At 65.1% G+C, this 25,292-nt stretch carries 25 protein-coding genes; 14 read left to right on the forward strand and 11 right to left on the reverse strand.

Annotated features, from left to right (window positions below):
* The first annotated feature begins 34 nt into the window (after nt 1–34).
* The 3 genes from LB518_RS00445 to lpxK are packed head-to-tail and all read left to right on the forward strand — an operon-like array spanning nt 35 to nt 3,205.
* A complete protein-coding gene (locus LB518_RS00445; RefSeq protein ID WP_224571806.1) occupies nt 35–823 on the forward strand; it encodes a lysophospholipid acyltransferase family protein in 789 nt (262 codons plus the stop codon).
* On the forward strand, nt 816–2,177 hold the full coding sequence (locus LB518_RS00450; protein WP_224571808.1) for a 3-deoxy-D-manno-octulosonic acid transferase: 1,362 nt from the start codon (nt 816–818) through the stop codon (nt 2,175–2,177). The genes LB518_RS00445 and LB518_RS00450 overlap by 8 nt, the downstream gene beginning before the upstream one ends.
* The gene (gene lpxK, locus LB518_RS00455; protein WP_224571809.1) at nt 2,174–3,205 is read left to right on the forward strand and encodes a tetraacyldisaccharide 4'-kinase; all 1,032 of its coding nucleotides are present in this window, start codon (nt 2,174–2,176) and stop codon (nt 3,203–3,205) included. The genes LB518_RS00450 and lpxK overlap by 4 nt, the downstream gene beginning before the upstream one ends.
* Nucleotides 3,206–3,233: 28 nt before the next feature.
* Here lpxK and LB518_RS00460 read toward each other — a convergent pair whose 3' ends face one another.
* Both LB518_RS00460 and mutL read right to left on the reverse strand, forming a co-directional pair.
* Nucleotides 3,234–3,452 (reverse strand): DUF2093 domain-containing protein, encoded by a 219-nt coding sequence (locus tag LB518_RS00460; RefSeq protein WP_073051516.1) that lies wholly within the window; start codon nt 3,450–3,452, stop codon nt 3,234–3,236.
* 45 nt (nt 3,453–3,497) lie between these two features.
* Nucleotides 3,498–5,297, reverse strand: a complete 1,800-nt coding sequence (mutL, locus tag LB518_RS00465; RefSeq protein ID WP_224571811.1) for a DNA mismatch repair endonuclease MutL — start codon at nt 5,295–5,297, stop codon at nt 3,498–3,500.
* A gap of 202 nt (nt 5,298–5,499) precedes the next feature.
* Here mutL and LB518_RS00470 point away from each other — a divergent pair, with 202 nt between their 5' ends.
* On the forward strand, nt 5,500–5,949 hold the full coding sequence (locus tag LB518_RS00470) for a hypothetical protein (protein WP_224571813.1): 450 nt from the start codon (nt 5,500–5,502) through the stop codon (nt 5,947–5,949).
* Nucleotides 5,950–5,965: 16 nt separating this feature from the next.
* Here LB518_RS00470 and purD read toward each other — a convergent pair whose 3' ends face one another.
* Nucleotides 5,966–7,249 (reverse strand): phosphoribosylamine--glycine ligase, encoded by a 1,284-nt coding sequence (gene purD, locus LB518_RS00475; RefSeq protein ID WP_224571814.1) that lies wholly within the window; start codon nt 7,247–7,249, stop codon nt 5,966–5,968.
* 572 nt (nt 7,250–7,821) lie between these two features.
* Between purD and LB518_RS00480 the strand changes: the two genes are divergently transcribed.
* The 3 genes from LB518_RS00480 to LB518_RS00490 all read left to right on the forward strand — a co-directional run bounded on the left by LB518_RS00480 (nt 7,822) and on the right by LB518_RS00490 (nt 11,089).
* Nucleotides 7,822–8,445, forward strand: a complete 624-nt coding sequence (locus tag LB518_RS00480; RefSeq protein WP_224571816.1) for a hypothetical protein — start codon at nt 7,822–7,824, stop codon at nt 8,443–8,445.
* Entirely contained in the window at nt 8,442–10,352 is a 1,911-nt protein-coding gene (locus LB518_RS00485) for a caspase family protein (protein ID WP_224571818.1), read from the forward strand. Before LB518_RS00480 ends, LB518_RS00485 begins: the two co-directional genes overlap by 4 nt.
* Nucleotides 10,353–10,654: 302 nt before the next feature.
* Nucleotides 10,655–11,089 (forward strand): GNAT family N-acetyltransferase, encoded by a 435-nt coding sequence (locus tag LB518_RS00490; RefSeq protein ID WP_224571820.1) that lies wholly within the window; start codon nt 10,655–10,657, stop codon nt 11,087–11,089.
* 6 nt (nt 11,090–11,095) lie between these two features.
* Here the strand turns inward: LB518_RS00490 and LB518_RS00495 are convergent, their stop codons facing one another.
* Nucleotides 11,096–11,797: a DUF899 family protein gene (locus LB518_RS00495; RefSeq protein WP_224571822.1), complete on the reverse strand. Its 702-nt coding sequence runs from the start codon at nt 11,795–11,797 to the stop codon at nt 11,096–11,098.
* Nucleotides 11,798–12,003: 206 nt separating this feature from the next.
* Here LB518_RS00495 and ubiA point away from each other — a divergent pair, with 206 nt between their 5' ends.
* The gene (ubiA, locus tag LB518_RS00500; RefSeq protein ID WP_224571823.1) at nt 12,004–12,957 is read left to right on the forward strand and encodes a 4-hydroxybenzoate octaprenyltransferase; all 954 of its coding nucleotides are present in this window, start codon (nt 12,004–12,006) and stop codon (nt 12,955–12,957) included.
* A 5-nt stretch (nt 12,958–12,962) separates the two neighbouring features.
* Here the strand turns inward: ubiA and LB518_RS00505 are convergent, their stop codons facing one another.
* The 3 genes from LB518_RS00505 to LB518_RS00515 form a co-directional block, all read right to left on the reverse strand.
* Nucleotides 12,963–13,535 carry a DUF6101 family protein gene (locus LB518_RS00505; protein WP_224571825.1) on the reverse strand — a complete coding sequence of 191 codons (573 nt, stop codon included), beginning with the start codon at nt 13,533–13,535 and terminating at the stop codon, nt 12,963–12,965.
* Between the two features lie 201 nt (nt 13,536–13,736).
* Nucleotides 13,737–14,303: a DUF2569 family protein gene (locus LB518_RS00510; protein WP_224571827.1), complete on the reverse strand. Its 567-nt coding sequence runs from the start codon at nt 14,301–14,303 to the stop codon at nt 13,737–13,739.
* A gap of 4 nt (nt 14,304–14,307) precedes the next feature.
* Entirely contained in the window at nt 14,308–15,744 is a 1,437-nt protein-coding gene (locus LB518_RS00515; protein ID WP_224571829.1) for an FAD-binding oxidoreductase, read from the reverse strand.
* Between the two features lie 174 nt (nt 15,745–15,918).
* Between LB518_RS00515 and fabI the strand changes: the two genes are divergently transcribed.
* From fabI to LB518_RS00530, 3 genes are read left to right on the forward strand one after another with little or no spacing between them, the layout of a single operon-like run.
* Nucleotides 15,919–16,737 carry an enoyl-ACP reductase FabI gene (gene fabI, locus LB518_RS00520; protein WP_224571831.1) on the forward strand — a complete coding sequence of 273 codons (819 nt, stop codon included), beginning with the start codon at nt 15,919–15,921 and terminating at the stop codon, nt 16,735–16,737.
* 37 nt (nt 16,738–16,774) lie between these two features.
* On the forward strand, nt 16,775–17,353 hold the full coding sequence (locus tag LB518_RS00525; RefSeq protein WP_224571833.1) for a histidine phosphatase family protein: 579 nt from the start codon (nt 16,775–16,777) through the stop codon (nt 17,351–17,353).
* 34 nt (nt 17,354–17,387) lie between these two features.
* Nucleotides 17,388–18,104 carry a class I SAM-dependent DNA methyltransferase gene (locus LB518_RS00530; RefSeq protein WP_224571834.1) on the forward strand — a complete coding sequence of 239 codons (717 nt, stop codon included), beginning with the start codon at nt 17,388–17,390 and terminating at the stop codon, nt 18,102–18,104.
* A 331-nt stretch (nt 18,105–18,435) separates the two neighbouring features.
* Here LB518_RS00530 and LB518_RS00535 read toward each other — a convergent pair whose 3' ends face one another.
* Nucleotides 18,436–18,693, reverse strand: a complete 258-nt coding sequence (locus tag LB518_RS00535; RefSeq protein ID WP_224571836.1) for a DUF1344 domain-containing protein — start codon at nt 18,691–18,693, stop codon at nt 18,436–18,438.
* Between the two features lie 432 nt (nt 18,694–19,125).
* Between LB518_RS00535 and aroC the strand changes: the two genes are divergently transcribed.
* Nucleotides 19,126–20,211 (forward strand): chorismate synthase, encoded by a 1,086-nt coding sequence (aroC, locus tag LB518_RS00540; RefSeq protein WP_224571838.1) that lies wholly within the window; start codon nt 19,126–19,128, stop codon nt 20,209–20,211.
* A gap of 68 nt (nt 20,212–20,279) precedes the next feature.
* Complete coding sequence (locus LB518_RS00545; protein WP_224571846.1) at nt 20,280–21,386, forward strand: DUF1176 domain-containing protein; 1,107 nt, start codon at nt 20,280–20,282, stop codon at nt 21,384–21,386.
* On the opposite strand, the gene LB518_RS00550 is transcribed toward LB518_RS00545, so the two are convergent.
* From LB518_RS00550 to LB518_RS00560, 3 genes are read right to left on the reverse strand one after another with little or no spacing between them, the layout of a single operon-like run.
* A complete protein-coding gene (locus tag LB518_RS00550) occupies nt 21,387–22,616 on the reverse strand; it encodes a class I SAM-dependent RNA methyltransferase (RefSeq protein ID WP_224571848.1) in 1,230 nt (409 codons plus the stop codon). It lies immediately after the preceding gene.
* Nucleotides 22,616–23,380 (reverse strand): TlyA family RNA methyltransferase, encoded by a 765-nt coding sequence (locus LB518_RS00555; RefSeq protein ID WP_224571849.1) that lies wholly within the window; start codon nt 23,378–23,380, stop codon nt 22,616–22,618. The genes LB518_RS00550 and LB518_RS00555 overlap by 1 nt, the downstream gene beginning before the upstream one ends.
* Before the next feature lie 52 nt (nt 23,381–23,432).
* Nucleotides 23,433–24,134 carry a YoaK family protein gene (locus LB518_RS00560; RefSeq protein ID WP_224571851.1) on the reverse strand — a complete coding sequence of 234 codons (702 nt, stop codon included), beginning with the start codon at nt 24,132–24,134 and terminating at the stop codon, nt 23,433–23,435.
* A gap of 246 nt (nt 24,135–24,380) precedes the next feature.
* On the opposite strand from LB518_RS00560, the gene LB518_RS00565 reads away from it, so the two are divergent.
* Nucleotides 24,381–25,286, forward strand: coding sequence for a cytochrome c (locus tag LB518_RS00565; RefSeq protein WP_224571853.1), 906 nt, complete (start codon nt 24,381–24,383; stop codon nt 25,284–25,286).
* Nucleotides 25,287–25,292 lie beyond the last annotated feature (6 nt).

The raw sequence follows: 25,292 nt of genomic DNA on the forward strand, positions 1-25,292 counted from the left end.
GCCTTGGTCGCGCGACGAAGGCGGGTGATCGAGGATGAATGCGATCGTGAATGACCAGGCCCCCATCGGGTCGGCCGACGAGCCGGCCAGCCAGCCGGCGCCGAAGCCGAGAACGCCGAAACACGTGCTGAAGAAGCTCGGCACGTCCGATCGCGCCGTGCGCGTCGCCGGGCTTGCGGCTGTTGCCTATCTGAAGCTCGTCCGAGCCACCAGTCGCATCACCTTCGAGCCCCAGGACCCGCTGGAAGCCTATCGCGCGTTCCTGCCCGGCATCATGACGATGTGGCACGGACAGCACCTGATGGCGCCCTTCGTGCCGAGCAAGGGCTTCAACCTGAAGGTGATGGTGTCGCGCCATCGCGATGGCGAGATCAACGCGATCATCGCCGAGAAATTCGGTTATGGCACCATCCGCGCTTCGGCAGCGCGCACCCCCTCGCGCACCATCGAGAAGGGCGGGCTGCGCGGCTTCCTGGAAATGAAGAAGGCGCTGGCCGAAGGCGTCACGGTCGCGATGACGGCTGATCTCAGCCATGCCGAATCGCGTCGTGCGGGGCCAGGCATCATCGCGCTCTCGCGTGTCTCGGGCCGGCCGATCCTGCCGATCGCGCTCGCGACTTCCCGCCGTCTCGTCCTCGAGAACTGGGATCGCACCACGATCAACCTGCCTTTCAGCCGCGGCTCGTGCATTTTTGGCACGCCGATCGCCGTGCCGGGCGATGCCGACGAGGCCGTGCGCGAGGAAAAGCGGCAAGAGCTCGAGGCCGAGCTCAACCGGATCACCGCCATCGCCTATGAGCGCGTCGGCGGCAAAGATGACTGACGTAATCGGCAGCAGCGCGCGCGGGCTCTATCGCCTGGCGGGCTACGCCGCGATGCCGTTGGTGCCGCTGCTTCTCGCCTGGCGAACGCGGAAGGGCAAGGAAGAGCGCACGCGGCGTGACGAGCGCTATGGCCGGCCGTCGATCAATCGCCCGGCGGGACCGCTGGTCTGGATTCATGTCGCGAGTGTCGGCGAGACGAATGCCGTCATGCCACTGATCGCGCGGATCGCCGCCGAGGGGCTGACGGTTCTGCTCACCAGCGTGACGGTGACCAGCGCCCGTGTCGCTGCCCAGCGCCTGCCGCGCGGGGCGATTCATCAATATGCGCCGCTCGACATCCAGCCCTTCATCGATCGCTTCCTCGACGCCTGGAAGCCGGATCTGGCGCTGTTCTTCGAGTCGGAACTCTGGCCGACCACGATGACCCGCCTCGCGGCGCGGCGCATCCCGGAGATCCGCATCAATGCGCGCATGACGCCACGCTCCTTCCGGCGCTGGCGCCGGTTCGGCGGCGCCATGGCACCGCTGTTCGAAGGCGTCGAACTGGCTCTGGCGCAGAGCGATGGCGATGCCGAACGGCTGCGCGCCCTCGGGCTCAAGCAGGCGCGCTCGGTCGGCAATCTGAAATTCGACGTGCCCGCGCCCGGAGCCGAGCCTGTGGCCCTGGAAGATTTCCGCCGCGAAACAGAAGGCCGCGCCGTCTTCGTCGCCGCATCGACGCATGAGGGCGAGGAGACGGTGGTCGCTGAGGCGCATCGCGCGGTGCGGGTAGGGCGGCCGGATTTCCTCTCCGTCATCGTCCCGCGCCACCCGGTGCGCGGCCCAGCGCTCGCGGCAAACCTTGCCGCCGCGGGGTTCTCCGTGGCGCTCCGCAGCCGCGGCGACCCGGTGACCGACGCGACCGATCTTTACATCGCCGATACGTTGGGCGAACTTGGGCTCTTCTACCGCGCCGCGCCGGCCGCCTTTATCGGCGGCACGCTGGTGCCGGTCGGTGGACACAATCCGATCGAGGCGGCGCTGCTCGAAACGGCCATCCTGCATGGGCCGCAGGTCGAGAACGCCGCCGAGATCTTCAAGGCGCTCGACCGGGGAACGGGCAGGGCGCCCGTCACCGATGCAGAGAGCCTCGCCGCGGCGCTCGACGAACTTTACGCCGACCCGGCGGCGCTCAGGGCGCTGGCCGAGCGCGGAACGGCAGCGCTGGCGCCGTTCTCGGGCGCGCTTGATGCGACGCTTGCGGCGCTTCGCCCCTATCTGGCGCCGCTGGTCGTGGCCGCGAGCCTCGGCCAGCGCGATATGGTGCGCATGCGTCGCGCCCGGGCGGGCAAGACCGCGGGCCGCAAGTCGTGATCACCGCGCCGCGCTTCTGGTGGCGGCGGCGCGGCGGTGTAACATCGCTGGCGCTGATGCCGGTTGCGGCGATCTGGTCGGCCGTTTCAGGCGCGCGGATGCTCCGGCCGCCGCTCGTCCGCGCACCATTGCCGGTCATTTGCGTCGGTAATTTCGTCGTCGGCGGCGCCGGCAAGACGCCGACGGCGCTTGCGATCGCGGATATCGTCAAGGATCTCGGCTTTCGGCCCGGCTTCCTGACGCGCGGTTATGGTGGCCGCGTCACGGCTGCGCATCTCGTCGATCCGGCGCGCGATGATGCGGCTCTCGTCGGTGACGAGGCGCTGCTTCTCGCTGACAAGGGGCCCGTCGCGGTGGCGGCGGACCGGCCGAAGGGCGTGCCGTTGCTGGAAGCGGCGGGTGTCGACTGCATCATCATGGATGACGGCTTCCAGAACCCCTCGCTCGCCAAGGACTTCAGCCTCGTCGTGGTGGACGGTGTCGCGGGCATCGGCAACGGCAAGGTCATGCCAGCGGGGCCGCTCAGGGCGCCGCTGAGGACACAGCTCGTCCGCGCGGATGCCGTGCTGATCGTCGGTACCGGCGAGGGCGGCGATCATGTCGTGCGCGTCGCGGCGCGAGCCGGGCGGGTGATCCTCCGCGCGTTCCTAGAGCCGGCCCGCCCTGACTTTGTCGATGGCGGTCGCTATCTCGCTTTTGCCGGCATTGGTCGGCCCGAGAAGTTCTTCGCCTCGCTCGAGGCGGCTGGTGCCGAAATCGCGGGGCGCGAACCCTTCCCCGATCATCACCCCTTCAGCGACGCTGATGCCGCGCGGCTGCTGGCCCGCGCCGCAGCGGATGGGTTCCGTCTCGTCACCACGGCCAAGGACCATGCACGGCTCCGCGGCACGTCTGGCGCGCGGCTTCAGCTCGCCGAGAAAGCGGAAGTGTTCGGTGTCCGCATGCGCTTCGAGGATGAGGCGCGGATCAGGCGGCTGCTCGAACGCGCGCTGAAACAGGCTGCCGGCTTGCCCTCAACGGGACGGTAGCGACAGCAGGCGCGTCCTTGCGGTGATCTCAGACCAGCCCGAGCGCCTTGTGGCGGGCGAGCGAGGCGGCTGCGTCGGCATAGGCTTCCTGCTGCGCGACGCTCCAATAGCGGAGTTCGTCGAGCGGAATGGCGACGCCGGTCACGGCGCAGCGCACGAAGGCGCCGGGCGACAGGATCTGGTAATCGCCATCGAGATAGCGGATGCGGGCTTCGCCGCCGCGGCCGGTATTTTCCATGCGGTTCATGGCTGTCCTTATGCTGCGAAACCGCCGGCTTCGCAATCGCCGACCTTATCGGCGTCCGAACAGCCGCTCGATATCGGAGAGTTTCAGCTCGACATAGGTCGGCCGGCCGTGATTGCACTGGCCGGAGCCGGGCGTCGCTTCCATTTCGCGCAGCAGCGCGTCCATCTCTTCGGGACGAAGCTGGCGACCGGCGCGCACCGAGCCATGGCAGGCCATCGTCGCCGCAACGTGATCGAGCTTTTCGGCAAGGCGCGTCGAGCCGTCCCATTCCGCGAAATCATCGGCGAGATCGGCCAGCAGCGCCGCGCTGTCGACGCTGCCGAGCAGCGCCGGCGTTTCGCGCACGGCGACGGCGCCGGGCCCGAAACCCTCGATGACAAGGCCAAGTTCCGCCAGTTCTTCGGCGCGGGCGATGAGCCGCGCAACGTCTTCGGACGGCAGGTCGACGATATCGGGAATGAGCAGGATCTGCCGCGCCGCGCCGGAACGGGCGAGCGCCTGCTTCAGCCGCTCATAGACCAGCCGCTCATGCGCCGCATGCTGGTCGACGATGACGATGCCGTCCTCCGTCTGTGCGATGACATAGGTGCTGTGAACCTGCGCCCTGGCCGCGCCGAGCGGCCTTGCGATCCGCGCATCGGCGGGGCTGTCATGCGCGCGCGCATCGGCCGAGGGCTGATTGACCGCTTCGAAGCCGGTTTGCGGTTCGGCAAAGCTCGGCGCCTCCCAGGCATAGGCCGCCGCGCTGCGCGCTGCCGCATAGGCCGGGCGCGAGGCATGGGCGGATGAGAAAGGAGGCGGCGTGCCGGGACGGAAGGCGGCAATAGTGGCGCCGCCGCCGGTCGACGTCGCGCGATGTCCCGATTGATGGATCGCCTGTCTGAGCGCGCCGACGATCAGCCCGCGCACGAGGCCCGGATCACGAAAGCGCACATCAGCCTTGGCGGGATGGACATTGACGTCGACCTCATGCGGATCGAGCATCAGCTGGAGCGCGGCGACCGGATGGCGGTCGCGGGCCATGACATCGGCATAGCCGGCCCTGAGCGCGCCGATGAGCAGCTTGTCGCGCACCGGGCGACCATTCACGAAGAGATATTGCTGCAGCCCGTTGGCCCGGTGGAAGGTCGGCAGGCCGGCCTGGCCGGCGAGCCGCACGCCTTCGCGCGCCGCATCGATGATCATGGCGTTATCGGCGAAGTCGCGCCCGAGCACTTGCGCCAGCCGCTCGGCGAAACCGCCATCGCCGGTCGAAGGCAGGTCGAGCGCCGTGCGATCGCTGCCCGAGAGGTTGAAGCGGATTTCCGGATGCGCCATGGCAAGGCGCTTCACGACATCGGTGATCGCGCTCGCCTCGGCGCGTTCGCCCTTCATGAATTTGAGCCGCGCTGGTGTCGCGAAGAAAAGGTCGCGGACCTCGACGCGCGTGCCCTTCGCAATCGCCGCCGGGCGCAGCGGCTCGACGATGCCGCCCGAGACCGCGACTTCCCAGCCATGCGGCTCGCCGGCATGGCGGCTGGAAATCGAAAGCCGCGCCACCGCGCCGATGGAAGCGAGCGCCTCGCCCCGAAAGCCGAGCGTGCGGATATCGAGCAGGTCGTCGGCAAGCTTCGAAGTCGCATGGCGCTCGACGGCAACAGCGAGATCGGCCGCGTCCATGCCCGAGCCGTCATCGGTGATTCGGATCAGCGCGATGCCGCCGCCGGCCGTGACGATCTCGATCCGCTTGGCGCCGGCGTCGATGGCGTTTTCAACGAGTTCCTTGACGACGCTCGCCGGCCGCTCGACCACTTCGCCGGCAGCGATGCGGTTGATCATGTCGTCGGTGAGGCGGCGGATAGGCATCGGCGGACTCTGCCGGATTCGGGCGTCCGGGGAAAGTCCGGCTTGGTTGGTGCGCGCTGTGAATTCGCCGCTTCGGCAATTCGTGCGAGGCATTTCTCCGCATGACCGATTGATCGCCGTCAGCAATTCGATGATCTTGACCGATCTAGCGATGGTTGTAGTTTCGATATTCGACTCGGGTCATCGATATCGGGGAATGTCAATGACGGAGCGCCTAATTACAGATCGGCAGCCGGCAGGGAATGGGCCTCCGAAAATCGACCCGTTCCGTCCCTTGATCCATTTTCTGATTGGTCATATCGCCTTTGTGCTGGCGATCCTGGCCGCGATGTTCACGTCGCTTCCCAAGAAGGGCGAGGAGTTGGTTCCGCCGCTCGGCATGGTGCTGGGTGGGGTGCTGTTCTGGATGTCGATCTCGGGCCTGCTCGGCGCGATCTGCGCTCTGATCGCCCACCTGCTGAAGACCAGCTACCTCTTGCAACGCGAAGAATGCCGCAGGCCGCCCTCCAGCTTTCTTGTGGCCTGCCTCGGCCTCCTGCCGATCATCCCGGGCGTTTTCGCCGTCGCCTATGCCATGCGTGGCGGCGCGGCGATGCTGGCGGGAATTCCGACCCTGCCCGACATGTCCTCTCTGCCCGCGCTGGTCTTCTAGGAGGGGCCGAGGCGGGTTATCGCGCGAGCGCCCGCCAACCGATATCCGACCGGCAGAACCCCTCCGGCCAATCGATCGCCGCCACAGCCTCATAGGCACGCTCCTGTGCCTCGCGCAGCGTGGTGCCGCAAGCCGAGACATTAAGCACGCGTCCGCCCGCCGAAATGAGCCCGTCAGGTGTCGCTGCCGTCCCGGCTTGGAAGACTTCGGCGCCGGGCACGGCCTGCGCTGCTTTGAGACTGCCGATCGGCGTGCCTTTCTTATAGCTGCCGGGATAGCCCTTGGCGGCCATGACCACGGTGAGCGCCGCCGCATCGCGGAAACAGGGAACCTCCCCCTCGAGGCGGCCTTCGGCTGCGGCCAGCAGGAGATCGAGCAGGTCGCTCGTCATCCGCATCATCAGCACCTGGCATTCAGGATCGCCGAAGCGGACATTATATTCGATGAGCTCCGGCCCCTTGGCCGTAATCATCAGCCCTGCGAAGAGCACGCCCTGGAACGGCGTGCCGCGCGCCGCCATCGTCGCGACCGTTGGCCGGATGATCTCGGCCATCACGCGCTCGATCATCGCTTCGGTCATCACGGGAGCTGGCGAATAGGCGCCCATGCCGCCGGTGTTCGGGCCCTGATCGCCATCGAAGGCGCGCTTGTGGTCCTGCGCGGCGCCGAACGCGATCGCCGTCGTGCCGTCGGCGATGGCGAAGAAGCTCGCTTCCTCGCCAACAAGGCATTCCTCGATCACCACCTCGGCGCCGGCCGCGCCGAAAGCGCCGTCGAAACAGGCGTCGATGGCCTCGATCGCCTCGTCCAGCGTCTCGGCGACCACAACGCCCTTGCCGGCCGCGATGCCATCCGCCTTGACGACGATCGGCGCGCCCATCGCGCGCGCATAACCGCGCGCCGGCTCGGCCTCCGTGAAGCGCTGATAGGCGGCCGTCGGAATGCCGGCTTCCGCGCAGAGATCCTTGGTGAAGCCCTTGGAGCCTTCCAGCGCCGCCGCCGCCTTGCTCGGCCCGAACACGGCGATGCCGGCAGCGGTGAGCGCGTCGGCAAGGCCCGCCACCAGCGGCGCCTCGGGCCCGACCACCACGAGATCGACAGCCTCGCGCCGGCAGAAATCGACGATCGCGGGATGATCATCGGCATCGAGCGCACAGAGCAGCGCATATTCGGCGATCCCCGGATTGCCCGGCGCCGCATAGAGCCGCTTCAATCGCGGCGACTGCGCCAGCTTCCAAGCGAGCGCATGCTCACGCCCGCCAGAACCGATCAGGAGAACATTGAGGCGCGTATCGGTCATGGATCGGTCCCCGCAAGGCTTTCGGCGGCAAAATGGCGAGAGCCGCGCTTAGCAAGCGGGACGGGGAATGTCGAGGGCGGGGGGATGATGCGGTTGGCGTGCGGTTGGGGCGGACGACGTTCATGCAAGGTCGGACTTGCAAATCAACGGGCTACCGAAATCCGCTTGCGAGATACGACTGCCGGCTGCTTCCGAGCCCATTTCGGTCGTTCGAGGTGCTTCCTTCGCCACTGGAAACTTGCCATTCGTTTGTTCCCCACGGAGGGCTGAGCCGGTCTGTTGAGTGAACTACTGCTTGTCGGGAGCGGAATCAGAAACCAGACGCGCGAGAAAAATAGTCGGTCCGAATCTCGATCGGTGCGCGGAACCTAGTAGCAAAGATAACTTTGCTACTCGATAGCGCCCAAGACGCTGTTCTTGAAAGAAGCGCGGTTACAGTGACCTAGAAGATGCTGTGGTCCACACGCGTCGGGCGCGCCATTCACCGCGGCATCGTCAAGCCCACAGCGTTGTTCGGAGATTGCTTGACGACTATATCGATGTGAACATCACCTCAACCATGAGTCGGCCAAGTGGCGCCATTCAGATATCGCAGCCGCATCAAGGAATTCAACGAGGCCTTCACCAAACAAGTTTCGGCCGATCTGCAGAAGCGGCGCGACGAACTCATCTCTCCCCGGAACGCGCAGAAATTCCAGCATGGCCGTATGTGGAGGACAAAGCCTACCGAGCACGGCGACGAGGCTGGCGAAATGCAGGCGCATTCGTTCGAAGTCCGCTCCCACTTCGACGACGTCGTCAACCACGATCTTGCCAAGTTCGTTGAGACGAGAAAACGTTTGATCGAGGGTCTGACGGCGCAGTTACAAGCTTCCCTCTACCAGACGATCAGCCAGTCCACCGAGAAGTCCGGAAATACAGTTGTCGTCGGCCCGGGTCAGTCTCCTGCCGACGCCTTCCTGGCCGCCCTTGAGATGATCGAGTTTGGCATCGACGAGAATGGCGAGGTCAGTCTGCCGCAGATCCACATGGGACGAGATGCCTTTGAAAAGACTATCGCCGATCTCGAAACGCGGGGACCGGAGTTCATCGAGCGCGTCGAACAGGTGAAGGCGCAGAAGTCCGAACTCGCCAGACAGAGGGAAAGCGACCGACTTGCGAGATTCCCTCTGGCCTGGGAGGGAGACTCGCTTTGAGAGTTCTGATCGCCAGCGGTTGCGACGGCTACGACAATCCGCCCCTCCGGCCTCTTGCGGGCGCGGAAAACGACGCAGCGACAATCTTCGAGCACCTCGTGGCAAAGAACTGGGGGGAGTACGACCAGGCGCGGTCGAAGCTGCTGCTGTCGCCGACGATGGCGGCGTTGCGATCAACCATTGAAGCCGCACTCTTTTCCGGCGCGCCCATCGAGGAACTGACGTTCTTCTTTGCCGGACACGGTGGAGTGAAGGACAACGGCTACTTTCTTTGCCTGAAGGATACTGACTTCGGCCGGATGTCGCTGAGCGCCCTGTCGATGACAGAGCTGTTCAGCTGGATAACCGAGGCGAAGATCCGTCACACCAATCTGATTATCGACGCCTGCCACGCAGGTGGCGTCGTGCATGACATTGGCGTCCTCCTCAACCCCAATATCATTGGAAAGGCTGGATCATTGGCCATTTCGATCTTGGCAGCGGCGGGGTCCGATCAATATGCGGGTGAGTCGGATGGAGCCGGGCATTGCTCGACAACGCTGATGTCGTGCCTGAGAGGAGAAACGCCTGTCCAGACAACCCGACCGTCGCTTGACCTAGTGGAGGTTGGACAAGTCGTGTCAAGAATGATGAAGGGCACAGAGCAGTCTCCGGTCTGCTGGGGTATCAATCTCTTCGGCATTTCCCAACTTGCTAAAAATCCACGCTTCTCCGGAGGTAGTGCACACATTAGCGAAACGTTCCCCGGTCTCGCTTCGGACGGGGCAGGCAACGAGCATATCCGCGCCGCTTCCGCTGCAATTTGGGAGCAGTATCTATCGCTTACCAGAGAGTTTGACGCCGAGCGGTTTCTCGATGTCGTTCAGCCAGTCTGCGCGAACCTAGAGGAGGAGCCTGCAGTCGCTGCGGCTTTCATAAATGGGCTGGCCGCGACATTCGGCGCCCGCATAGCCGCAACGGGCGATGACTTTGACGTTGCCAGACTCCAATCTGCGTGCGCGGTCGCGCTTCTGCCAATGGCTGGGTCCAGCACGCACTGCGCCGATGCGATCATGCAACTATCGAAACAGGTCGTTGCGTCCATACGCGAGGGGACCGATCAGCTTTTGGAAGACTTTGCCGAAAGCTCCTATGCGTTACTCTCGAAGGACGGCGGCACCGCCGACTACTACTTCCTGCCGTTGCGAGTGATGAGCATCCTGGGTTGGCTCGGTGCCGCGGTCCACATCCAGATCATCTCCGGCGAGAGCACAGCGCTGATCGCTCCGAAGGCGTCCGACCTCGTGCGCCTTATAATGGCGCACTACAGCAATTCGATCGTGCCGGTGTCTGACGAGATAACCCCGTTCTACGTGGCTTTTGCGGCTGCCGCCGGTGTCCTAGGCTGCGAGGAGGAGTTGGAATCGATGTCCGGCCTGCTGCTCAGTATTCTTCATCAACGTGGCGGGCGGATCGCTAATCCGGGGCTTAAAGGCAAGGACGCGCTGCGGTTTCTAACCGCCGTGACCGAGGGACGTTGTGATGACTTCCGGAACCTTCTAGCGAATCCGACCAGTCTCTTGCCAGCGGTGCTTTTGATTATGGACCGAAGCGGACTTGCCTCTATCGCCGACGGTGCGATGAAGGGCTTCGACCACATAAATATCAACATCTTTGTCCCCAATGACTTCAGCACATTCGGAGTAGGCTTAATCGAGGACGGGACGAACTTCTCGCTAAACATTGGCCACACTGTGTTCAGCGTCGGTGACCTCGTCGCCGAATGGTTGAAGATTGAAACGCATCTGAGCGCCGACGCGATACTGACGTCTCCCGCGGCCCAGATTTCCAGTGTTCTTGCCTCCCTGCTGCGTCCGGATCGCGTCGCATGGTTTCTAGTTGCCGGACAGGCCTCAAAGCCATCCTAACCGGTCTGTCCGCTCCCCAACCCTTCTCGGCCGTTCTCGCAGGCGGCATGCAAGTCCAACCGATCTGTGCTCACGCTCAACGGCAGTCACGCAGCTCCGAGATTAAACGACGTTCTCCCGGCGACTTATCCGCTCTTCTGCTATTGCCGGGCCTGACCCGGCAATGACCGAAGGGAGAGCGTGGGGCGCGGCGGCTCCTGATTGTCGATCCGCCCAATGTTTCGCACTGGCGCCCTTGGCTGGTATGCCTCATGCCGCTGGCGTTCCGACAATCCCCCCAACCCCCGCCAACAGGAGACCGCATGCAGCCGCTTATTGTCCTCGCCGAGGCGCCGCAGGAAGCGGATCACCAAGCCATTCTCGCGGCTCTGATCGCCTATAATGATGTGGCCGGCGGGCCTTCCGGCTATGAGCCTGTCGCCGTGCTGGTGCGTCATCCAGAGACGGGCGCGACGATCGGCGGGCTGTGGGGGCGGATCATTTATGACTGGCTGTTTGTCGAGCTGCTGGTCGCGCCTGACGAATTTCGCGGGACGGGTCTCGGCACCAAGCTGATGCAGACCGCCGAGGCGAAGGCGCGCGCCAGCGGCTGCGTCGGCGTCTGGCTCGATACCTTCGCCTTCCAGGCGCCGGAATTCTATCGGCGCCTTGGCTATGAACAGTTCGGCACCTTGCCCGATCATCCGAAGGGGCAGAGCCGCCATTTCTTCATGAAGCGGCTCGGCGCCGGGGCCTGAGGGCGCCTATTTCGGGTAGTCGAGATCCGGATACCAGTCCGGTGCGCGCCCTTCGGGGCGCACGTCCAGCATGTGCCAGAGCGGGGCGAGTTCCGGCGCGCCGCGCGGGTCCTGGCCGGGATCGCCCTCGGTCATCTCGCCGCTCCAGAAATGGCGGATCGTGCCGTCGCGTCGCGTGAAGACGTGCATGCCCGGAATGTCGCCGCCATCATCGCCGACGGCGTGGAAATCGCGCGACCAGTTGCCGTTGGCATCGCTATAGAGCTTCAGCGCCTTCCAGCCGCGCTCTTTCTTGAACGCCTTCAGCCTTTCGATCGGCGAGCGCGCGACGACGGCCAGCGCCATCTGCTGCATGACGTCGTTGCCATTGCCTTCGAGCGCGCCCAGCAGGTTGGTGCACATCGGGCAGGGGCGGGCGCGCTGCGGCCCGAACATGAAATTGTAGATCGCGAGCGTCTGGTGGTCGCCGAACAGTTCGGCGAAGGCGATCTCGCGCCCGTCCTCGGCAATGAAGCGATAGTCGCCCGTCACCGGCGCGCCGGGCGGAAGCTGGCGCCGCAGTTCGGCGACCCGCTCCGTCAACCGGCGCAATTCATATTCCTCGGCCAGCAGTTTCTGCCGCGCGGCTCGATATTCGGCGCTCTCGTTGAGGATGCGCACCGGGTTGCGGGCGGCCAGTTCGGCGGCCGGCAGAAGCGTCTCTGTCATGTTGTGGTCCTCCACAGATCCTCGAGGCGGGGGCGCTGCAGCGCCGTTTCCCTGGTCAAGGACGATCGGGCGCCTGCTCTCCCGACGGGCCCTCGGCAAAAATGTGTCATGATCGGCCGCGAATGCAACACTATCTGGAAGCCGCCGGTTCCGGGGCGCGGCGGCTGCGCGTATAAGGGCGACGACGCGTGAGTTGGGGATCGTCGATGCCGCAGCCAAATACCGCCGATGCGCCTCAGGTCGCCGACGCCGCGCGCGGCAATGCCGTCGATCGCTTTGCGCCCCATTGGCTGAAGCCCTATGCGCGGCTGGCGCGCTGGGATCGTCCGATCGGCTGGCAATTGCTGCTGCTGCCCTGCTGGTGGTCGGCCGCGCTGGCGAGCGGCGCAGCGAATGCGCCGCTGCCGAATCTCTTGCATGGCCTCTTGTTCTTCATCGGCGCGGTCGCGATGCGCGGCGCTGGCTGTACCTATAACGACATCGTCGATCGCGACCTTGACGCCGGCGTCGCCCGCACGCGCTCGCGGCCGATCCCGAGCGGGCAGGTCAGCGTCCGGCAAGCCAAGCTGTTCCTGCTGTTGCAGGCTCTGGTCGGCCTCATGGTGCTGTTGGCGTTCAATGCGTTCACGATCCTCGTCGGCTTTGCCTCGCTCGGCGTCGTCGCGGCCTATCCCTTCATGAAGCGGATCACCGACTGGCCGCAATCGGTGCTCGGTCTCGCTTTTTCGTGGGGCGCGCTGATGGGCTGGGCCGCATGGTTCGGCAGCCTTTCGGCCGCCCCGCTGCTGCTCTATGCCGGCGGCGTCGCCTGGACGATCGGCTATGACACGATCTACGCGTTGCAGGACAAGGAAGACGATGCGATCGTCGGCGTCCGCTCGACGGCGCGGCTGTTCGGGGATCGCGCGCCGCTTTATGTCGGCTTCTTCTATGCGGGGGCCGTAGCGCTTTTCGCCGCCGCGCTGCTCTTCGCGCAGGCCGGGCCGCTGGCCTATCTCGGCCTGGCCGCCGGCGCAGTGCAGCTCGGTTGGCAGGTGGCGCGGATCGATCTGGACGATGGCGCGCTGCAGCTCAGGCTGTTCAAGTCCAACTGGCCCTTTGGCCTCATCTTCCTCGCCGGGCTGCTGCTCGACGGGTTACTGGGCGCCGCCGGAACCTGAGCGGATCAGTCGCGGGCAATGATCTCGTTGATCTCGACGCGCGCGGTCTCGCCCTTCGCACCAACCTTGCGACGCTTCAGGAAGCGGGGACGGCGGCGCTTCATCGAAGCGACCATGCGGCGCGCCCGCGGCGCCTGGATATCAAGGCCGCCGAGGCGCGGCATCGCCTCGCGCACGGTGCCATCGGTCTCGATGATCAGCAGCGGCAGGCCGAGCGCCTTGCCCCAGGCCTGCCAATCGGCCGCGACATCCTCGCCATCGCCGAGATCCTCGACGGAGGCGAGCGGCAGCGACATCGCGCTGTCGGGATGCATCAGTTCGATCTCGGTCCGCAGCCGGTCGGTAACGGCATCGATCGTCATCCGGACGGCAACGCCGCGAAAGGCCTGGATCGGGCAGGCGAGCGTCGCGTCGATGCCGCCGAGCGGCCGCTTGACGGTGACGCGGTCACGGCCGAGCACGATGGCGGCAACGCCGTTCGGATGCGACAACGCCGCGGAGTAGCGGACGGGAAGGGAGAACGGATCGAGCCGGAGATCGCGCTGCGTGGCGTTCGTATTGGCGGCGTGGCGTCCCATTCTGTGCCTCACTCTCAGTGGTTAACGAATTCCGAAGCGGTGGTCCGAAGACACCGGACCGCCGCGTCCGTGGAGAGCAGAATGGCATGCGGAGAGCCGTTTCCCCTTAAGGAACGTGGTTAATATCCCTTGGTTTCAGAGAGGGTTAGCAGGGCGTGACCGCATAAGGTTGACGGGAAGTTTCACGCCGCCCGCCAGCGGTCATCGGACGAAGGTATTCCGGACCCGTCGCGACATCAGCACATAGGCGCCCCAGAGGAGCCCGACGCCGAACTCGACCGCCATCGGTAACAGCACCGCGCGTGAGATGAGGCGGGACGGGTCCATGCCGAGAAAGGCGATGGCGAGCAGCGGTTCAAGCCGGCCGATCAGGAAATAGGCGACGACCGCAGTGATGAAGAGCGGCACGAATTGCGCCTTGCGCAGCGCCAACGCGGCAAGGACGAGGAGCTGCAGGAAGAAGGCGGCGCCGTAAAGCGCGAGGTCGGTAATGACGAGGCCGCGGTGAGCCTGCCAGACGGGACCGCCGAAGAGCGCCGCCATTTTCATCAGCGTATCGATCATCCGCGCGGTGACGAGCAATTGCCCGATCACCAGCAGCCAGAGCCAGCCGCCGAAGCCGGTCGGCTCGGCCCGCGCGGTTTTCGATTGTGCAGCCGGCCGACGAGCGCGCGTCTTCGGAGAGGCGCCCGCCTTTCCGGATGACTGCCGGGCCTTCCCGGCGCCAGCGCGCGGCGCGGCCTTGCGGGTCTTCTTGGCCGCGGTCACGCGCTCAGAGCATCTTGCCGGGATTGAGGATGCCGTTCGGATCAAAGGCGGCCTTGATGGCGCGCATCATGTCCATGGCCACGGGACCCTTGACGTCGGGCAAGAGGTCGCGCTTCAGCCGGCCGATACCGTGTTCGGCCGAAATCGAGCCCCGATAGCTGGCGACGATGCCGTGCACGAGCGCGTTCATCTTCTCCCAGCGTGCGAGGTATTCCGCCTTGTCGGCGCCCAGGGGCTGCGTGACATTGAAGTGAATATTGCCGTCGCCGAGATGCCCGAACGGAACGGGCCTGCAGCCGGGCACCATTGCCTCGACGGCCGCGATCGCTTCGTCGAGGAACTCAGGCACCCGCGCCACCGGCACGGAGACGTCGTGCTTGATCGAGCCGCCTTCCGGCTTCTGCGCCTCCGACATGCCATGCCGCAAATGCCAGAAGGCCTTGCGATCGGCGATCGACTGGGCAATGGCGGCGTCGCTGACCATGCCCGCCTCGAATGCCGCGCCGAGGACATCTTCAAGCGCTGCGCTGGCCTGCTCGTCGGAATGGCCGGATGCTATCTCGATCAGGACATACCAGGGTGACGCTTCTGCCAGTGGGTCGCGCGTACCCGGCAGATGGTCGAGCACCATCTGCAGCCCGATGCGCGGCATCAGTTCGAAGCCGGTGAGATCGTGTCCGGCCCGCTCGCGCGCCTGCGTGAACAGCGAGAGCGCAGCTGCCGGGCTTTCCACGGCCGCGAAGGCGATTGCCTGGCCGCGCGGTCGCGGGTAGAGCTTCAGGACGGCTGCCGTCACGACGCCGAGCGTGCCCTCGCCGCCGATGAAGAGCTGCTTGAGGTCGTAGCCGGTATTGTCCTTGCGGAGGCCCGTCAGCCCCTCCCAGATGCGGCCATCGGCCAGCACCACTTCCAGCCCGAGCACGAGGTCGCGCGTATTGCCATAAGCGAGGACGGCCGTGCCGCCAGCGTTGGAAGAGATATTGCCGCCGATGCGGCAGGAGCCCTCGGCGCCGAGCGACAACGGGAACAACCGCCCGGCTTCTTCAGCTGCGGCCTGGACGTCGGCCAGAATAGCGCCTGCCTCGGCCGTCAGCGTGTAGCCTTCGGCGTCGACCGCGCGGATCCGCGTCATCCGGTCGAGCGAAAGCACGATCTCGCTGCCGCTCTGGTCCGGCACCTGGGCGCCGACGAGGCCGGTATTGCCACTCTGCGGAACGATGGCCACACGCGCATCATTGGCGAGAGCGAGGATCGCCGAGACCTCCGCAGTCGATCCCGGCCGCAGCACCAGCGGCGTTGCGCCGGGAAAGCGGTCGCGCCATTCGGTGCGGTAAGGCAGCGTCGCCTCGGCATCGGTGAGCGCATGCGCGGGGCCGACGATCGCCGCGAAGCGATCGATCAGAGCGGGGGTAGGGCGGGTCAGGGAGGAGGCGCTGGACATGGCCGCGGAGACTATCCGCAAGCACCGCCGCCGTCATGAGGGTTTCTCAATCCGTCGCGGGATGACGAATGACGTTCAGGAAGTGTGATCCGATCCGGTCCGCCTTCGCTTGAAGCGAAAAAACGCCTGTGCGATAGGAGGCTCGCGTCCCCCACGCCAATAGAGAGATAATGCATGCAACAGGCCGGCGGAATCATGAAGGGCAAGCGCGGGCTCCTGATGGGCCTTGCGAACAACCGTTCGATGGCCTGGGGCATTGCCAAGTCCTGTCACGAGCAGGGCGCCGAACTGGCCTTCACTTATCAGGGCGATGCGCTGAAGAAGCGCGTGGAGCCACTGGCGGCTGAAGTGGGCGGCCTGGTGGTCGGCCATTGCGATGTCACCGATGCTGAGTCGATCGACGCGGTTTTCGCCGAGGTCGAGCGCGTCTGGGGCTCCCTCGATTTCATCGTCCATGCCATTGGCTTCTCCGACAAGGATGAGCTGACCGGCCGCTATCTCGATACGAGCGAGGCCAATTTCACGAAGACAATGCTGATCTCGGTCTATTCGCTGACCGCCGTGACGCAGCGCGCCGAGAAGCTGATGACCAATGGCGGCTCGGTTTTGACGCTGACTTATTACGGCGCCGAAAAGGTGATGCCGAACTACAATGTCATGGGCGTCGCCAAGGCCGCGCTCGAGGCGAGCGTCAAATATCTCGCCGTCGATCTCGGGCCGAAGAATATCCGCGTCAATGCGATTTCGGCCGGCCCGGTCAAGACGCTGGCCGCATCCGGCATCGGCGACTTCCGCTACATCTTGAAGTGGAACGAATACAACGCCCCGCTGCGCAGGACCGTTACGATCGAGGAAGTGGGTGATTCGAGCGTCTACTTCCTGTCCGATCTCTCGCGCGCCGTCACCGGCGAGGTCCATCATGTCGATTCCGGCTATCATGTCGTGGGCATGAAGGCCGTCGATGCGCCGGATATTTCCGTCATCAAGGACTGATAGGCTCTCCAGCAGTCAGGTCACATCGGGGCGAAGAGTGCCGCGCATCGTCTTTATCCGGCACGGCGAGACCGATTGGAACGCCGAAGGGCGCTTCCAGGGCCAAATGGACATCCCGCTCAATCAGCGCGGTCGCGCCCAGGCTCGCCGCAACGGCGAGGCGCTGATGGCGCACATGCCGGAGGCGGTCGATTTCGATTTCGTGTCGAGCCCACTGGCCCGTACGCGCGAGACGATGGAGATCGTGCGTGGAGCGATGGGCCTCGATCCCGCCGCCTATCATCTCGAGCCCATCCTGAAGGAAATCACCTTCGGCCATTGGGAGGGCTATACGGCGTCCGAACTCGACGCCCTTTGGCCTGATCGCGTCGCGGCCCGAGAGGCCGACAAATGGGGCTTCACGCCGCCATTTGGCGAGAGCTATTTAGATCTTTCCATCCGCATCGGGGCCTGGCTCGACACGCTCGAGAACGATACCGTGGCCGTGTCGCATGGCGGGGTCTGCCGCGTTCTGCAGGGGCTGCTGGTCGCGGTCGATCCGCAGGACGTCACGATGCTCAACATCCGTCAGGATCGCGTCATGGTCTGGGATGGCACCGAGGTGATCTGGATCTAACGAGATCCCATCGCGGGCATGTAGGAGAGGCGAGATGCGCCGTCTGAGGGATTGGTTTCGAAGCGAGCGTCCCGCCTTGCCCCAGTCGCCATCCGATCCGGCGACGACGCAGGTGATCAGGTTCTACGATGATTTCGCTGATTATGATGCGCAGGCGAAGAGCGGCTGGCTTGGACCGCAGGTGTCGTTCGGCCTCGTCTATCCTCATCTTGCCAAGGGCCAGCGCATCGTTGATTTCGGCGTGGGCACCGGCCTCGGCGCGGCGCTGTTTCGCAAGGCCGGCTGCACCATCACAGGGCTGGACGCTTCGGCGGGATTGCTGGAGGCATGCGCTGCGAAGGGTGTCTGCGAGGCGCTGCACCTGCACGATCTCAACCGTGCACCTTATCCGATCGGCACCGGTTCTGCAGATCACATCATTTGCAATGGCGTGCTGCATTTCATTCCCGATCTCGGCGTCGTCTTCGATGAGGCTGCGCGAATCCTGCGCCCGGGCGGGGCATTCTATTTCGATGTCGCCCGCATCCTCTCGCCGGAAAATCCCGCGGCGCGCCAAGGCATCGCCACCGGTTCGGGTCAGCGGATGATCCTGCATCCCGACGCCACGATAATGCCGCTTCTGGCCGAGCGAGGACTCACGGTCTCGACGAGCCTGCCTTATTTCTTCTTTTACGAGATGTTCGAGATCGATGGCGCGGTGACGCTCACGCGCCTGCATTTCCAGGCCTATCTCTGCCACAAACCGGGCTGAGCCCGGCCGGCCGCTGGCGCTCAAAGCAGTCCTGAAGAGCGGTATGATTATCCCGGGCCGTTCGCTCGGGATCGACCGGGCTGCTCGAACTCCGAGCTTGACGGATCGAGCATCGGCGCATCCGTCAGCTTCGCGGCAGGCGGCGAAGCTTTTAGGTCTTGGGGGTGGCGCGACCTGTCATTACTGCGAACCTGGTCACAGGCCGTGAGTCGCCATCCCCAGCCGGTTCGGCGCAGGAAGTCCCGACCGGCAAGACGGCCTCCCTGGGGTGGGGGAGGCCGTCTCGGCGAGGTCAGGGGTCGACTGTTTCCAGCAGGCCGGTATCAGTCAGTCAGTTAGCGCGGTCCGGATCGAACGCGCCGATGCCCTGATTGTTGCCGGTGTAGGTCACGCCGATATTCTCGCCGGGTATGAAACCGATCAGCACGGTCGGATTCGAGAACGTGTAGGTCTGCCCGTTCTGCAGCGTCAGTGTGCCTGTCGCGGGATTGACCTGGCTGATGGTGCCCTGGGCTTCCTGGGCGGCCATGGCAGAGCCAGCCGAAACGAGGAGGCCGATCGTAGCGGCAGCTATCATAAGTCCACGCATGGTATTCACTCCGTATTCCCGTTTGTGCGGCTCACGCGGGTGTGGAGCAGTTCCCTACCGATCCGCCGCGCCCGTTGCCGACACCGGTGAAATGGGCCTGCTGCGCTGAAGATGAAAGTCACAAGGATGTGACTGATCATGCCATTGAAATTGCTCAAACCGTCACGTCATGAGGCACAGGGGGCCGAAATGAGGCAATTCATGCCCCAGAATGCATCAAACCAGTCGGTTCGATCGCGCGAAACGGGCAATCTCACAAATGCGTGATCGTAGATCAGGCTGATCGTAGCAACGCTTATAATCAAACATCGTGGATTTAATTCGTTCCAGTGTACGGGGCTGAGGGCGGTCTTACTGCGGTCCAGCGGCATCAGCGTTTGACGGCATCGTGCAGGCTTTCTAGAACCCGTGGCTGAAGCTTGGGATCGATCCATGTCGCACAACACATTCGGCCACCTCTTCCGCGTGACGACCTGGGGCGAAAGCCACGGTCCGGCGCTCGGCGCCATCGTCGACGGCTGCCCGCCGCGAATCGCTGTGTCCGAAGCCGAGATCCAGTCCTGGCTCGACAAGCGGCGGCCCGGGCAGTCGCGTTTCACGACGCAGCGCCGCGAGCCGGACGAGGTGCGCATCCTCTCCGGCGTGATGCCACAGGACGACGGCACGCTGCTCACGACCGGCACGCCGATCGCGCTCGAGATCCAGAATGTCGACCAGCGCTCCAAGGACTATGGCGACATCAAAGATCGCTACCGTCCGGGCCATGCCGACTTCACCTATGACGAGAAGTACGGCATCCGCGATTATCGTGGCGGCGGCCGGTCATCGGCGCGCGAGACGGCTGCCCGCGTCGCGGCCGGCGCGATCGCGCGCAAGGTCGTGCCTGGCGTCAGCATTCGCGGCGCGCTGGTGCAGATCGGGCCGCATGCCATCGATCGCAGCCGCTGGAACTGGAACGAGATCGACAACAACCCCTTCTTCTGCCCGGATCCCGTTACGGCGGTGGTCTGGGAAGAGTATCTCGACGGGATTCGCAAGGCGGGATCGTCGGTGGGCGCGGTGATCGAGATCGTGGCCGAGGGTGTTCCGGTCGGCCTCGGCGCGCCCATCTACGCCAAGCTCGACCAGGATATCGCGTCTCTGCTGATGTCGATCAACGCCGTCAAGGGCGTGGAGATCGGCGAGGGCTTTGCCGCGGCTGCTTTGACCGGCGAGGAAAATGCCGATGAGATGCGCATCGGCAATGACGGCGAGCCGCTGTTTCTCTCCAATCATGCCGGCGGCATCCTTGGAGGCATCTCGACCGGCCAGCCGATCATTGCCCGCTTTGCGGTGAAGCCGACCTCGTCGATCCTGACGACGCGGCGCTCGATCACGGCAGCAGGCGAGGAGGTGGACGTGATGACGAAGGGTCGCCACGACCCCTGCGTCGGCATCCGCGCGGTGCCGATCGGCGAGGCCATGGTCGCTTGCGCCATCGCAGATCACTTTTTGCGACATCGCGGCCAGAACGGTTAAGTCCTTTGGGCGTTCAATGAGGCCGGCCGGCTTGCCGCCGGCCCAGCGAAACCCAGGGAGAGACCGATATGCCGATCCGCCCATTCCGCTCGATGCTGTGCGCTGCAGCCGCGCTCGGAGCCACCGCCTTGTCGCCCCTTTCGGGGCCGGCGCTCGCCGATCAGGCGACAGCCGGCGCACTCAAGGACTACAAGGACTGGGTGATCGGCTGCGACAATGCCCGCGCCTGTGTCGCCATCGGCATGACCTCGGACGATAGCTCGCTGTCCGGCTATCTGCGTATCGCGCGCGATGGCGCCGCCGATGCCGCGCCAGATGTGGCGTTCGTGGTTTATCCGCCTGATGATGCCACCGCCAAGCCCAAGGCACCCGCGGTGCGTCTTTCCCTCGACGCCCACAAGGAGGGTGGTTTGCCAACCGGCACGCTGCCGCTCGCCGAGAGCGGTGATCTCTACCGGCTCGCGCTTTCACCCGACGCCGTACCGGAACTCCTCGCGGCGTTGCGCTCAGCAAAGAAGATCACGCTCGATCTCTATGATGGCAACAAGAAGCTCAGCAGCCAGGTGATCTCGCTGGCCGGCTCCTCGGCCGCCTTGCTGCAGATGGACGATACGCAGAAGCGCATCGGAACGGTCACGGCGCTGGTCAAGAAGGGCACGGCCGGCGCTGAAACGATCCCGCCGGTTCCCGCGCTGCCGGTGGTCACGTCGCTGCCTGTTTCCGAGATGACGGCTCCGCTGCCGAAGGCGCCGAAGACCGCCGCCAAGCCGTCGTCAGACTGCATGGACGGGACGGAACCTTATGTGGCCTTCTCCCTGCCGAATGGCGCGTCGCTATGGGGCGCCTGCGCCTCGACGGGCGCCTATAACTTTGCCTATGACTTCCGTCTCTTCGTCGACGGCAAGCCGGGGCAGAAGTGGAATGCAATCGTCCCCGGCATGAAGCGCGGTGGCGACGGCGATGACCCGACCTGGCTCTGGAACGCCTATGTCGATGACGACAGCAAGACGCTGAATTCCGCCTTCAAGGGGCGCGGTCTCGGCGATTGCGGCGATTTCACCGAGTGGGCCTTTGACGGCAAGGGCTTCGTCGCGCTGACCTATCAGGCGATGGACAATTGCCGCGGCGTGATGATCGACGACTGGCCGGTGCTCTATCGGGCGCAGAAGGGCTGATCAGCCTTTCTCGAAGGCCGCGACCACTTCGACATGTGACGACCAGAGGAACTGGTCGACCGGCGTGACGCGGGTGAGGCGGTAGCCGCCATCGATCAGGATGCGAGCGTCGCGCGCCAGTGTCGCCGGATTGCAGGAGACGGCGACGATCCGCGGCACCGCGGATTTCGCCAGCATCTCGCATTGCGCCTTGGCGCCGGCGCGCGGCGGATCGAACACCACCGCCTTGAACGGCTTGAGCTCCGGCGGCGCCATAGGGTTGAGGAAAAGATCGCGCCGCCGCGTCGTCACGGTTCGGATGCCCTTCGAGAACCGCATCGAGCGGTCGAGTGCCTTCAAGAGGCTGGCGTCGTTCTCGACCGCCAGAACGGGGAAACGGCGCGCGAGGCGGAGCGTGAACGTGCCGATGCCGGAAAAGAGGTCGACGGCCGGCCCGGCCTTGCCGACCGAGGCATCGACGAGATCGGCCAGCGCCTGCTCGGAGGGCGCCGCTGCCTGCAGAAAGCCGCCGGCGGCGGGATAGAGCACCGTATCGCCGTGCCGGAGTTCCGGCTGGCGGCTGGTGGCAATCTCCACGCCGTCGATCGTCAGCCGCGCCAGCCAACCCTCAGCGACATTGCGACCGAGCGATTCGTAGTCGGTGCGGCGCGGCGTGATGCCGCCTTCGATGGCGACGTCGAGGCCGGTATCGGTCGCGGTCACGATCATCTTGCCGCGCTTGGAACGGGCCAGGACCGTCACGGCGAGCGTGCGCAGCCGTGCGAGGCGACTTTCGATCACCGGCACGGTCAGCGGGCATTCCTCGATATCGAGAAGGTCGTGGCTGTCGCGGCGATTGAAGCCGAGCATGGCGCGGTCGCCGTCGCGCTCGATGGTGAAGACGGCCCGCCGCCGCGTGTGGGGCGCAAGCGGCACCAGCGGTTCGACATCGGCCGTGATCCCGCGCTGGGCAAAGGCGGTTTCGACGAGCCCGCGCTTCCAGTCGCCATACGCTGCGGGCGCAAGATGCTGGACGCTGCAGCCGCCGCAGGTGCCGAAATGCCGGCAGGGCGGCGTGACCCGGTCGGGCCCTGCTTCTATGAGCGAAACCAGTCTGCCGCGCTCGCCCATGACCTCCGCCTCGACGGTCTCGCCGGGGAGGGTGAAGGGCACGAAGATCTTCGCGTCGTTCCGTTCGGCGACGCCGTCGCCCTCATGACCAAGGGATGTGATGGAGAGCCGTTCGGCCATCAGGGATTCGCTTTCCGTGCACCGAGCAGAAACTCGTGATTGCCGTCGCCACCGGCGATCGGTGAGGGGATCAGGCCGTCGACCACCCAGCCCATGTCGGCTGAAAGCCACGCGGCGATCGCGTCGGCCGCTGCCGGACCCGCCGTGGGATCGCGGACGATGCCGCCTTTGCCGATGCCGGCGCGGCCAACCTCGAATTGCGGTTTGACGAGGAATATGCCCCAGGCGCCGGGCTCGGCCAGATCGAGTGCCGGCGGCAGCGCGAGGCGGAGCGAGATGAACGACACGTCGGAAACGACCGCTTCGATCGGATCGCCGAGATCGCTGGCCACGAGATCGCGCGCGTTCAGCCCTTCGCGCGACTGGACGCGCGGGTCGGCCGCGATACGCGGATCGAGCTGGCCACGGCCGACATCGATGGCATGCACCTTGGCCGCGCCATGCTCGAGCAGGACCTCGGTGAAGCCGCCGGTAGACGCGCCGATATCCAGCGCGATCCGGTCCTTGGCGGCATAGCCGAAATGGCCGAGCCCGGCGACGAGCTTCAGCGCGGCGCGCGAGACATAGCGCGCGGCAGGGTCATCGAGCGCCAGCGACGCTTCGGGCGGAACGGTGAAGGACGGCTTTGCGACCGGCTTGCCGTCAACGCGCACATGGCCGCGCAGCACCGCGTCACGGGCGCGCGCGCGGGTTGGCGCAAGGCCGCGCGCCACCAGCGCCTGGTCGAGGCGGAGCGAGCCGTCATGGATTGAAGGGCTGTTCATCGTCGCGGAGAGATGAAGCGGATGCCTTGGCGAAGCAAGCTTATTCGCGCCGTCACATCAGCATGCCGGTCTCGCCGGATACGTCGCGAGCCTTGAGGACGGCGATGAAGCTGGCAACTGCTACCGCGACGATCAGACAGGCGAGGCCGACGAAATAGAAGCTGGCGGCGGCGAGCATGGACCCGGCACCGAAGCAGAGTATGGCGCGGAAGAAGGCCATGAAATGCCGCCGCGCATCCTGGCTGGCCATGCTGGGACGTTTGGTGATGAGGTCCATCAGATCGATCGCGAACTGGGTCGTGGTGCCGGTCAGGATGGTCGTCGGCGGTTCGCTGGACAGATGCATCCGCTGCACCGCGTTCTGGATGGCCATGGCGCAGACGCCGGTCAGACCCGCCAGCATGGTCATGGGGGCGTCGCCATCGGCGAACGGGCCGAATGTCACGGCGAGCAGGAAGAAGACCCCGAGCAGGACGGCCTGGGCCGAGAACAGGACAGGCATGGAGGCGCGCTTGTTGTCGGCGAGATGATTGCCGGCAAGCCGCGTCAGGCCGACCGCGACGATGAAGACGGGGATCGCCAGCATCTTCGTGACGACGCCTGACGTGCCGAGCACCAATGAGGCGCCGAGCGTCACGAAATTGCCGGTGACATGCGAGGTGAAGAGACCCTGCAGGCCGAGAAAGCCGGCCGTGTCCACGAAGCCACCATTGAAACCGAGAAGGACAGCGAGCGGAATGGCAGGCATTCGCATGATCAGTCTCCGCGACGGCGCAATCTCGCACCGCCATCCCTAGAGGATAGCGGCGACTGCCAGCATCGTCATCGAACGGGGATGCGACAGATCGGCGTTGCGGCACCAATTTGCTGCAATGCAAATAAACGACAAGACGTCGTCGCAACCGCATCGTCACTCCAAAAGAGGTTCATGCATCGGCTTCCGGTCCGCAAAGCTTAATGTTAAGAACTGTTCCAGCAAGTCAGGCATCCGGGGGAATTCATGCGCCACAAGACTCTGCTCTCGACTTTTATCGCCGGCTTGGCCCTGGCCTTTCATATCGGCCCTGCCGCGGCTGCAGACGCGCTCGTTGCGCGCGGCGCCTATCTCGTCAAAGGACCGGTCGCCTGCGGCAGTTGCCACACGCCGCTCGGCCCGGATTTCAAGCCGATCATGGACAAGACGCTCGCCGGTGGGTTCCATTTCGACGAGCCGGCCTTCAATACCTATTCGGCCAATATCACGCCGGACAAGGAAACCGGGATCGGCGGCTGGACGGACGAGGAGATCATCCACGCCATACGAGAGGGCGCGGAGAAGGACGGCCGGATCATCTTCCCGCCGATGCCCGTGCCGACCTACAACAACATGTCGGATGATGACGCGAAGGCGATCGTCGCCTATCTCCGCACGGTGAAGCCGGTCAAGAACGCCATTCCGCTGGCGAAATACAACATTCCGCAGCAGACCATGCCGCCCGCGAAGGGCCTGCCGGCGCCGCCGAAATCCGACAAGGTCGCCTATGGCGGCTATATCGTGAACGCGCTCGGCCACTGCTTCGAATGCCACACCACGGCCGGGCCGCATGGCGCGCCTGATTTCGCCGGCCATCTCGGCGCCGGCGGCTTCGAGATCAAGCTGGGTCCCGGCATGTCCGTGATGACCGCGAACATCACGCCTGACAAGGATACCGGCATCGGTTCATGGACCGACGCGCAGATCGCGCGCGCGATCACGGACGGGATCGGAGCTGATGGTCACAGGCTGTCGCCGCCGATGGCCTATGCCTATTACAAGAACATGACCACCGAGGATGTCGACGCGGTCGTCGCCTACTTGCGCACCATCCCGCCGATCAGCAACAAGGTCGAGCGCACGGCCTTCCAGCAGAAGGCGTTTCCTCGGTAAGGACCA

Origin of the sequence: Mesorhizobium sp. BR1-1-16 (assembly GCF_020165495.1) — a bacterium.
In the GTDB taxonomy this organism is placed as follows: domain Bacteria; phylum Pseudomonadota; class Alphaproteobacteria; order Rhizobiales; family Kaistiaceae; genus Kaistia.

Bases quoted from the DNA above. Each gene is read 5' to 3' on its own strand.
- LB518_RS00450 (WP_224571808.1), top strand. From the start codon at position 816: ATGACTGACGTAATCGGCAGCAGCGCGCGCGGGCTCTATCGCCTGGCG.
- LB518_RS00555 (WP_224571849.1), bottom strand. From the start codon at position 23,380: ATGAACAGCCCTTCAATCCATGACGGCTCGCTCCGCCTCGACCAGGCG.
- LB518_RS00495 (WP_224571822.1), bottom strand. From the start codon at position 11,797: ATGACAGAGACGCTTCTGCCGGCCGCCGAACTGGCCGCCCGCAACCCG.
- LB518_RS00560 (WP_224571851.1), bottom strand. From the start codon at position 24,134: ATGCGAATGCCTGCCATTCCGCTCGCTGTCCTTCTCGGTTTCAATGGT.
- purD (WP_224571814.1), bottom strand. From the start codon at position 7,249: ATGACCGATACGCGCCTCAATGTTCTCCTGATCGGTTCTGGCGGGCGT.
- ubiA (WP_224571823.1), top strand. From the start codon at position 12,004: ATGCCGCAGCCAAATACCGCCGATGCGCCTCAGGTCGCCGACGCCGCG.
- aroC (WP_224571838.1), top strand. From the start codon at position 19,126: ATGTCGCACAACACATTCGGCCACCTCTTCCGCGTGACGACCTGGGGC.
- LB518_RS00490 (WP_224571820.1), top strand. From the start codon at position 10,655: ATGCAGCCGCTTATTGTCCTCGCCGAGGCGCCGCAGGAAGCGGATCAC.
- LB518_RS00565 (WP_224571853.1), top strand. From the start codon at position 24,381: ATGCGCCACAAGACTCTGCTCTCGACTTTTATCGCCGGCTTGGCCCTG.
- LB518_RS00460 (WP_073051516.1), bottom strand. From the start codon at position 3,452: ATGAACCGCATGGAAAATACCGGCCGCGGCGGCGAAGCCCGCATCCGC.
- LB518_RS00550 (WP_224571848.1), bottom strand. From the start codon at position 22,616: ATGGCCGAACGGCTCTCCATCACATCCCTTGGTCATGAGGGCGACGGC.
- LB518_RS00515 (WP_224571829.1), bottom strand. From the start codon at position 15,744: ATGTCCAGCGCCTCCTCCCTGACCCGCCCTACCCCCGCTCTGATCGAT.
- LB518_RS00505 (WP_224571825.1), bottom strand. From the start codon at position 13,535: ATGGGACGCCACGCCGCCAATACGAACGCCACGCAGCGCGATCTCCGG.
- mutL (WP_224571811.1), bottom strand. From the start codon at position 5,297: ATGCCTATCCGCCGCCTCACCGACGACATGATCAACCGCATCGCTGCC.
- LB518_RS00545 (WP_224571846.1), top strand. From the start codon at position 20,280: ATGCCGATCCGCCCATTCCGCTCGATGCTGTGCGCTGCAGCCGCGCTC.
- LB518_RS00535 (WP_224571836.1), bottom strand. From the start codon at position 18,693: ATGCGTGGACTTATGATAGCTGCCGCTACGATCGGCCTCCTCGTTTCG.
- fabI (WP_224571831.1), top strand. From the start codon at position 15,919: ATGCAACAGGCCGGCGGAATCATGAAGGGCAAGCGCGGGCTCCTGATG.
- LB518_RS00445 (WP_224571806.1), top strand. From the start codon at position 35: ATGAATGCGATCGTGAATGACCAGGCCCCCATCGGGTCGGCCGACGAG.
- LB518_RS00470 (WP_224571813.1), top strand. From the start codon at position 5,500: ATGACGGAGCGCCTAATTACAGATCGGCAGCCGGCAGGGAATGGGCCT.
- LB518_RS00530 (WP_224571834.1), top strand. From the start codon at position 17,388: ATGCGCCGTCTGAGGGATTGGTTTCGAAGCGAGCGTCCCGCCTTGCCC.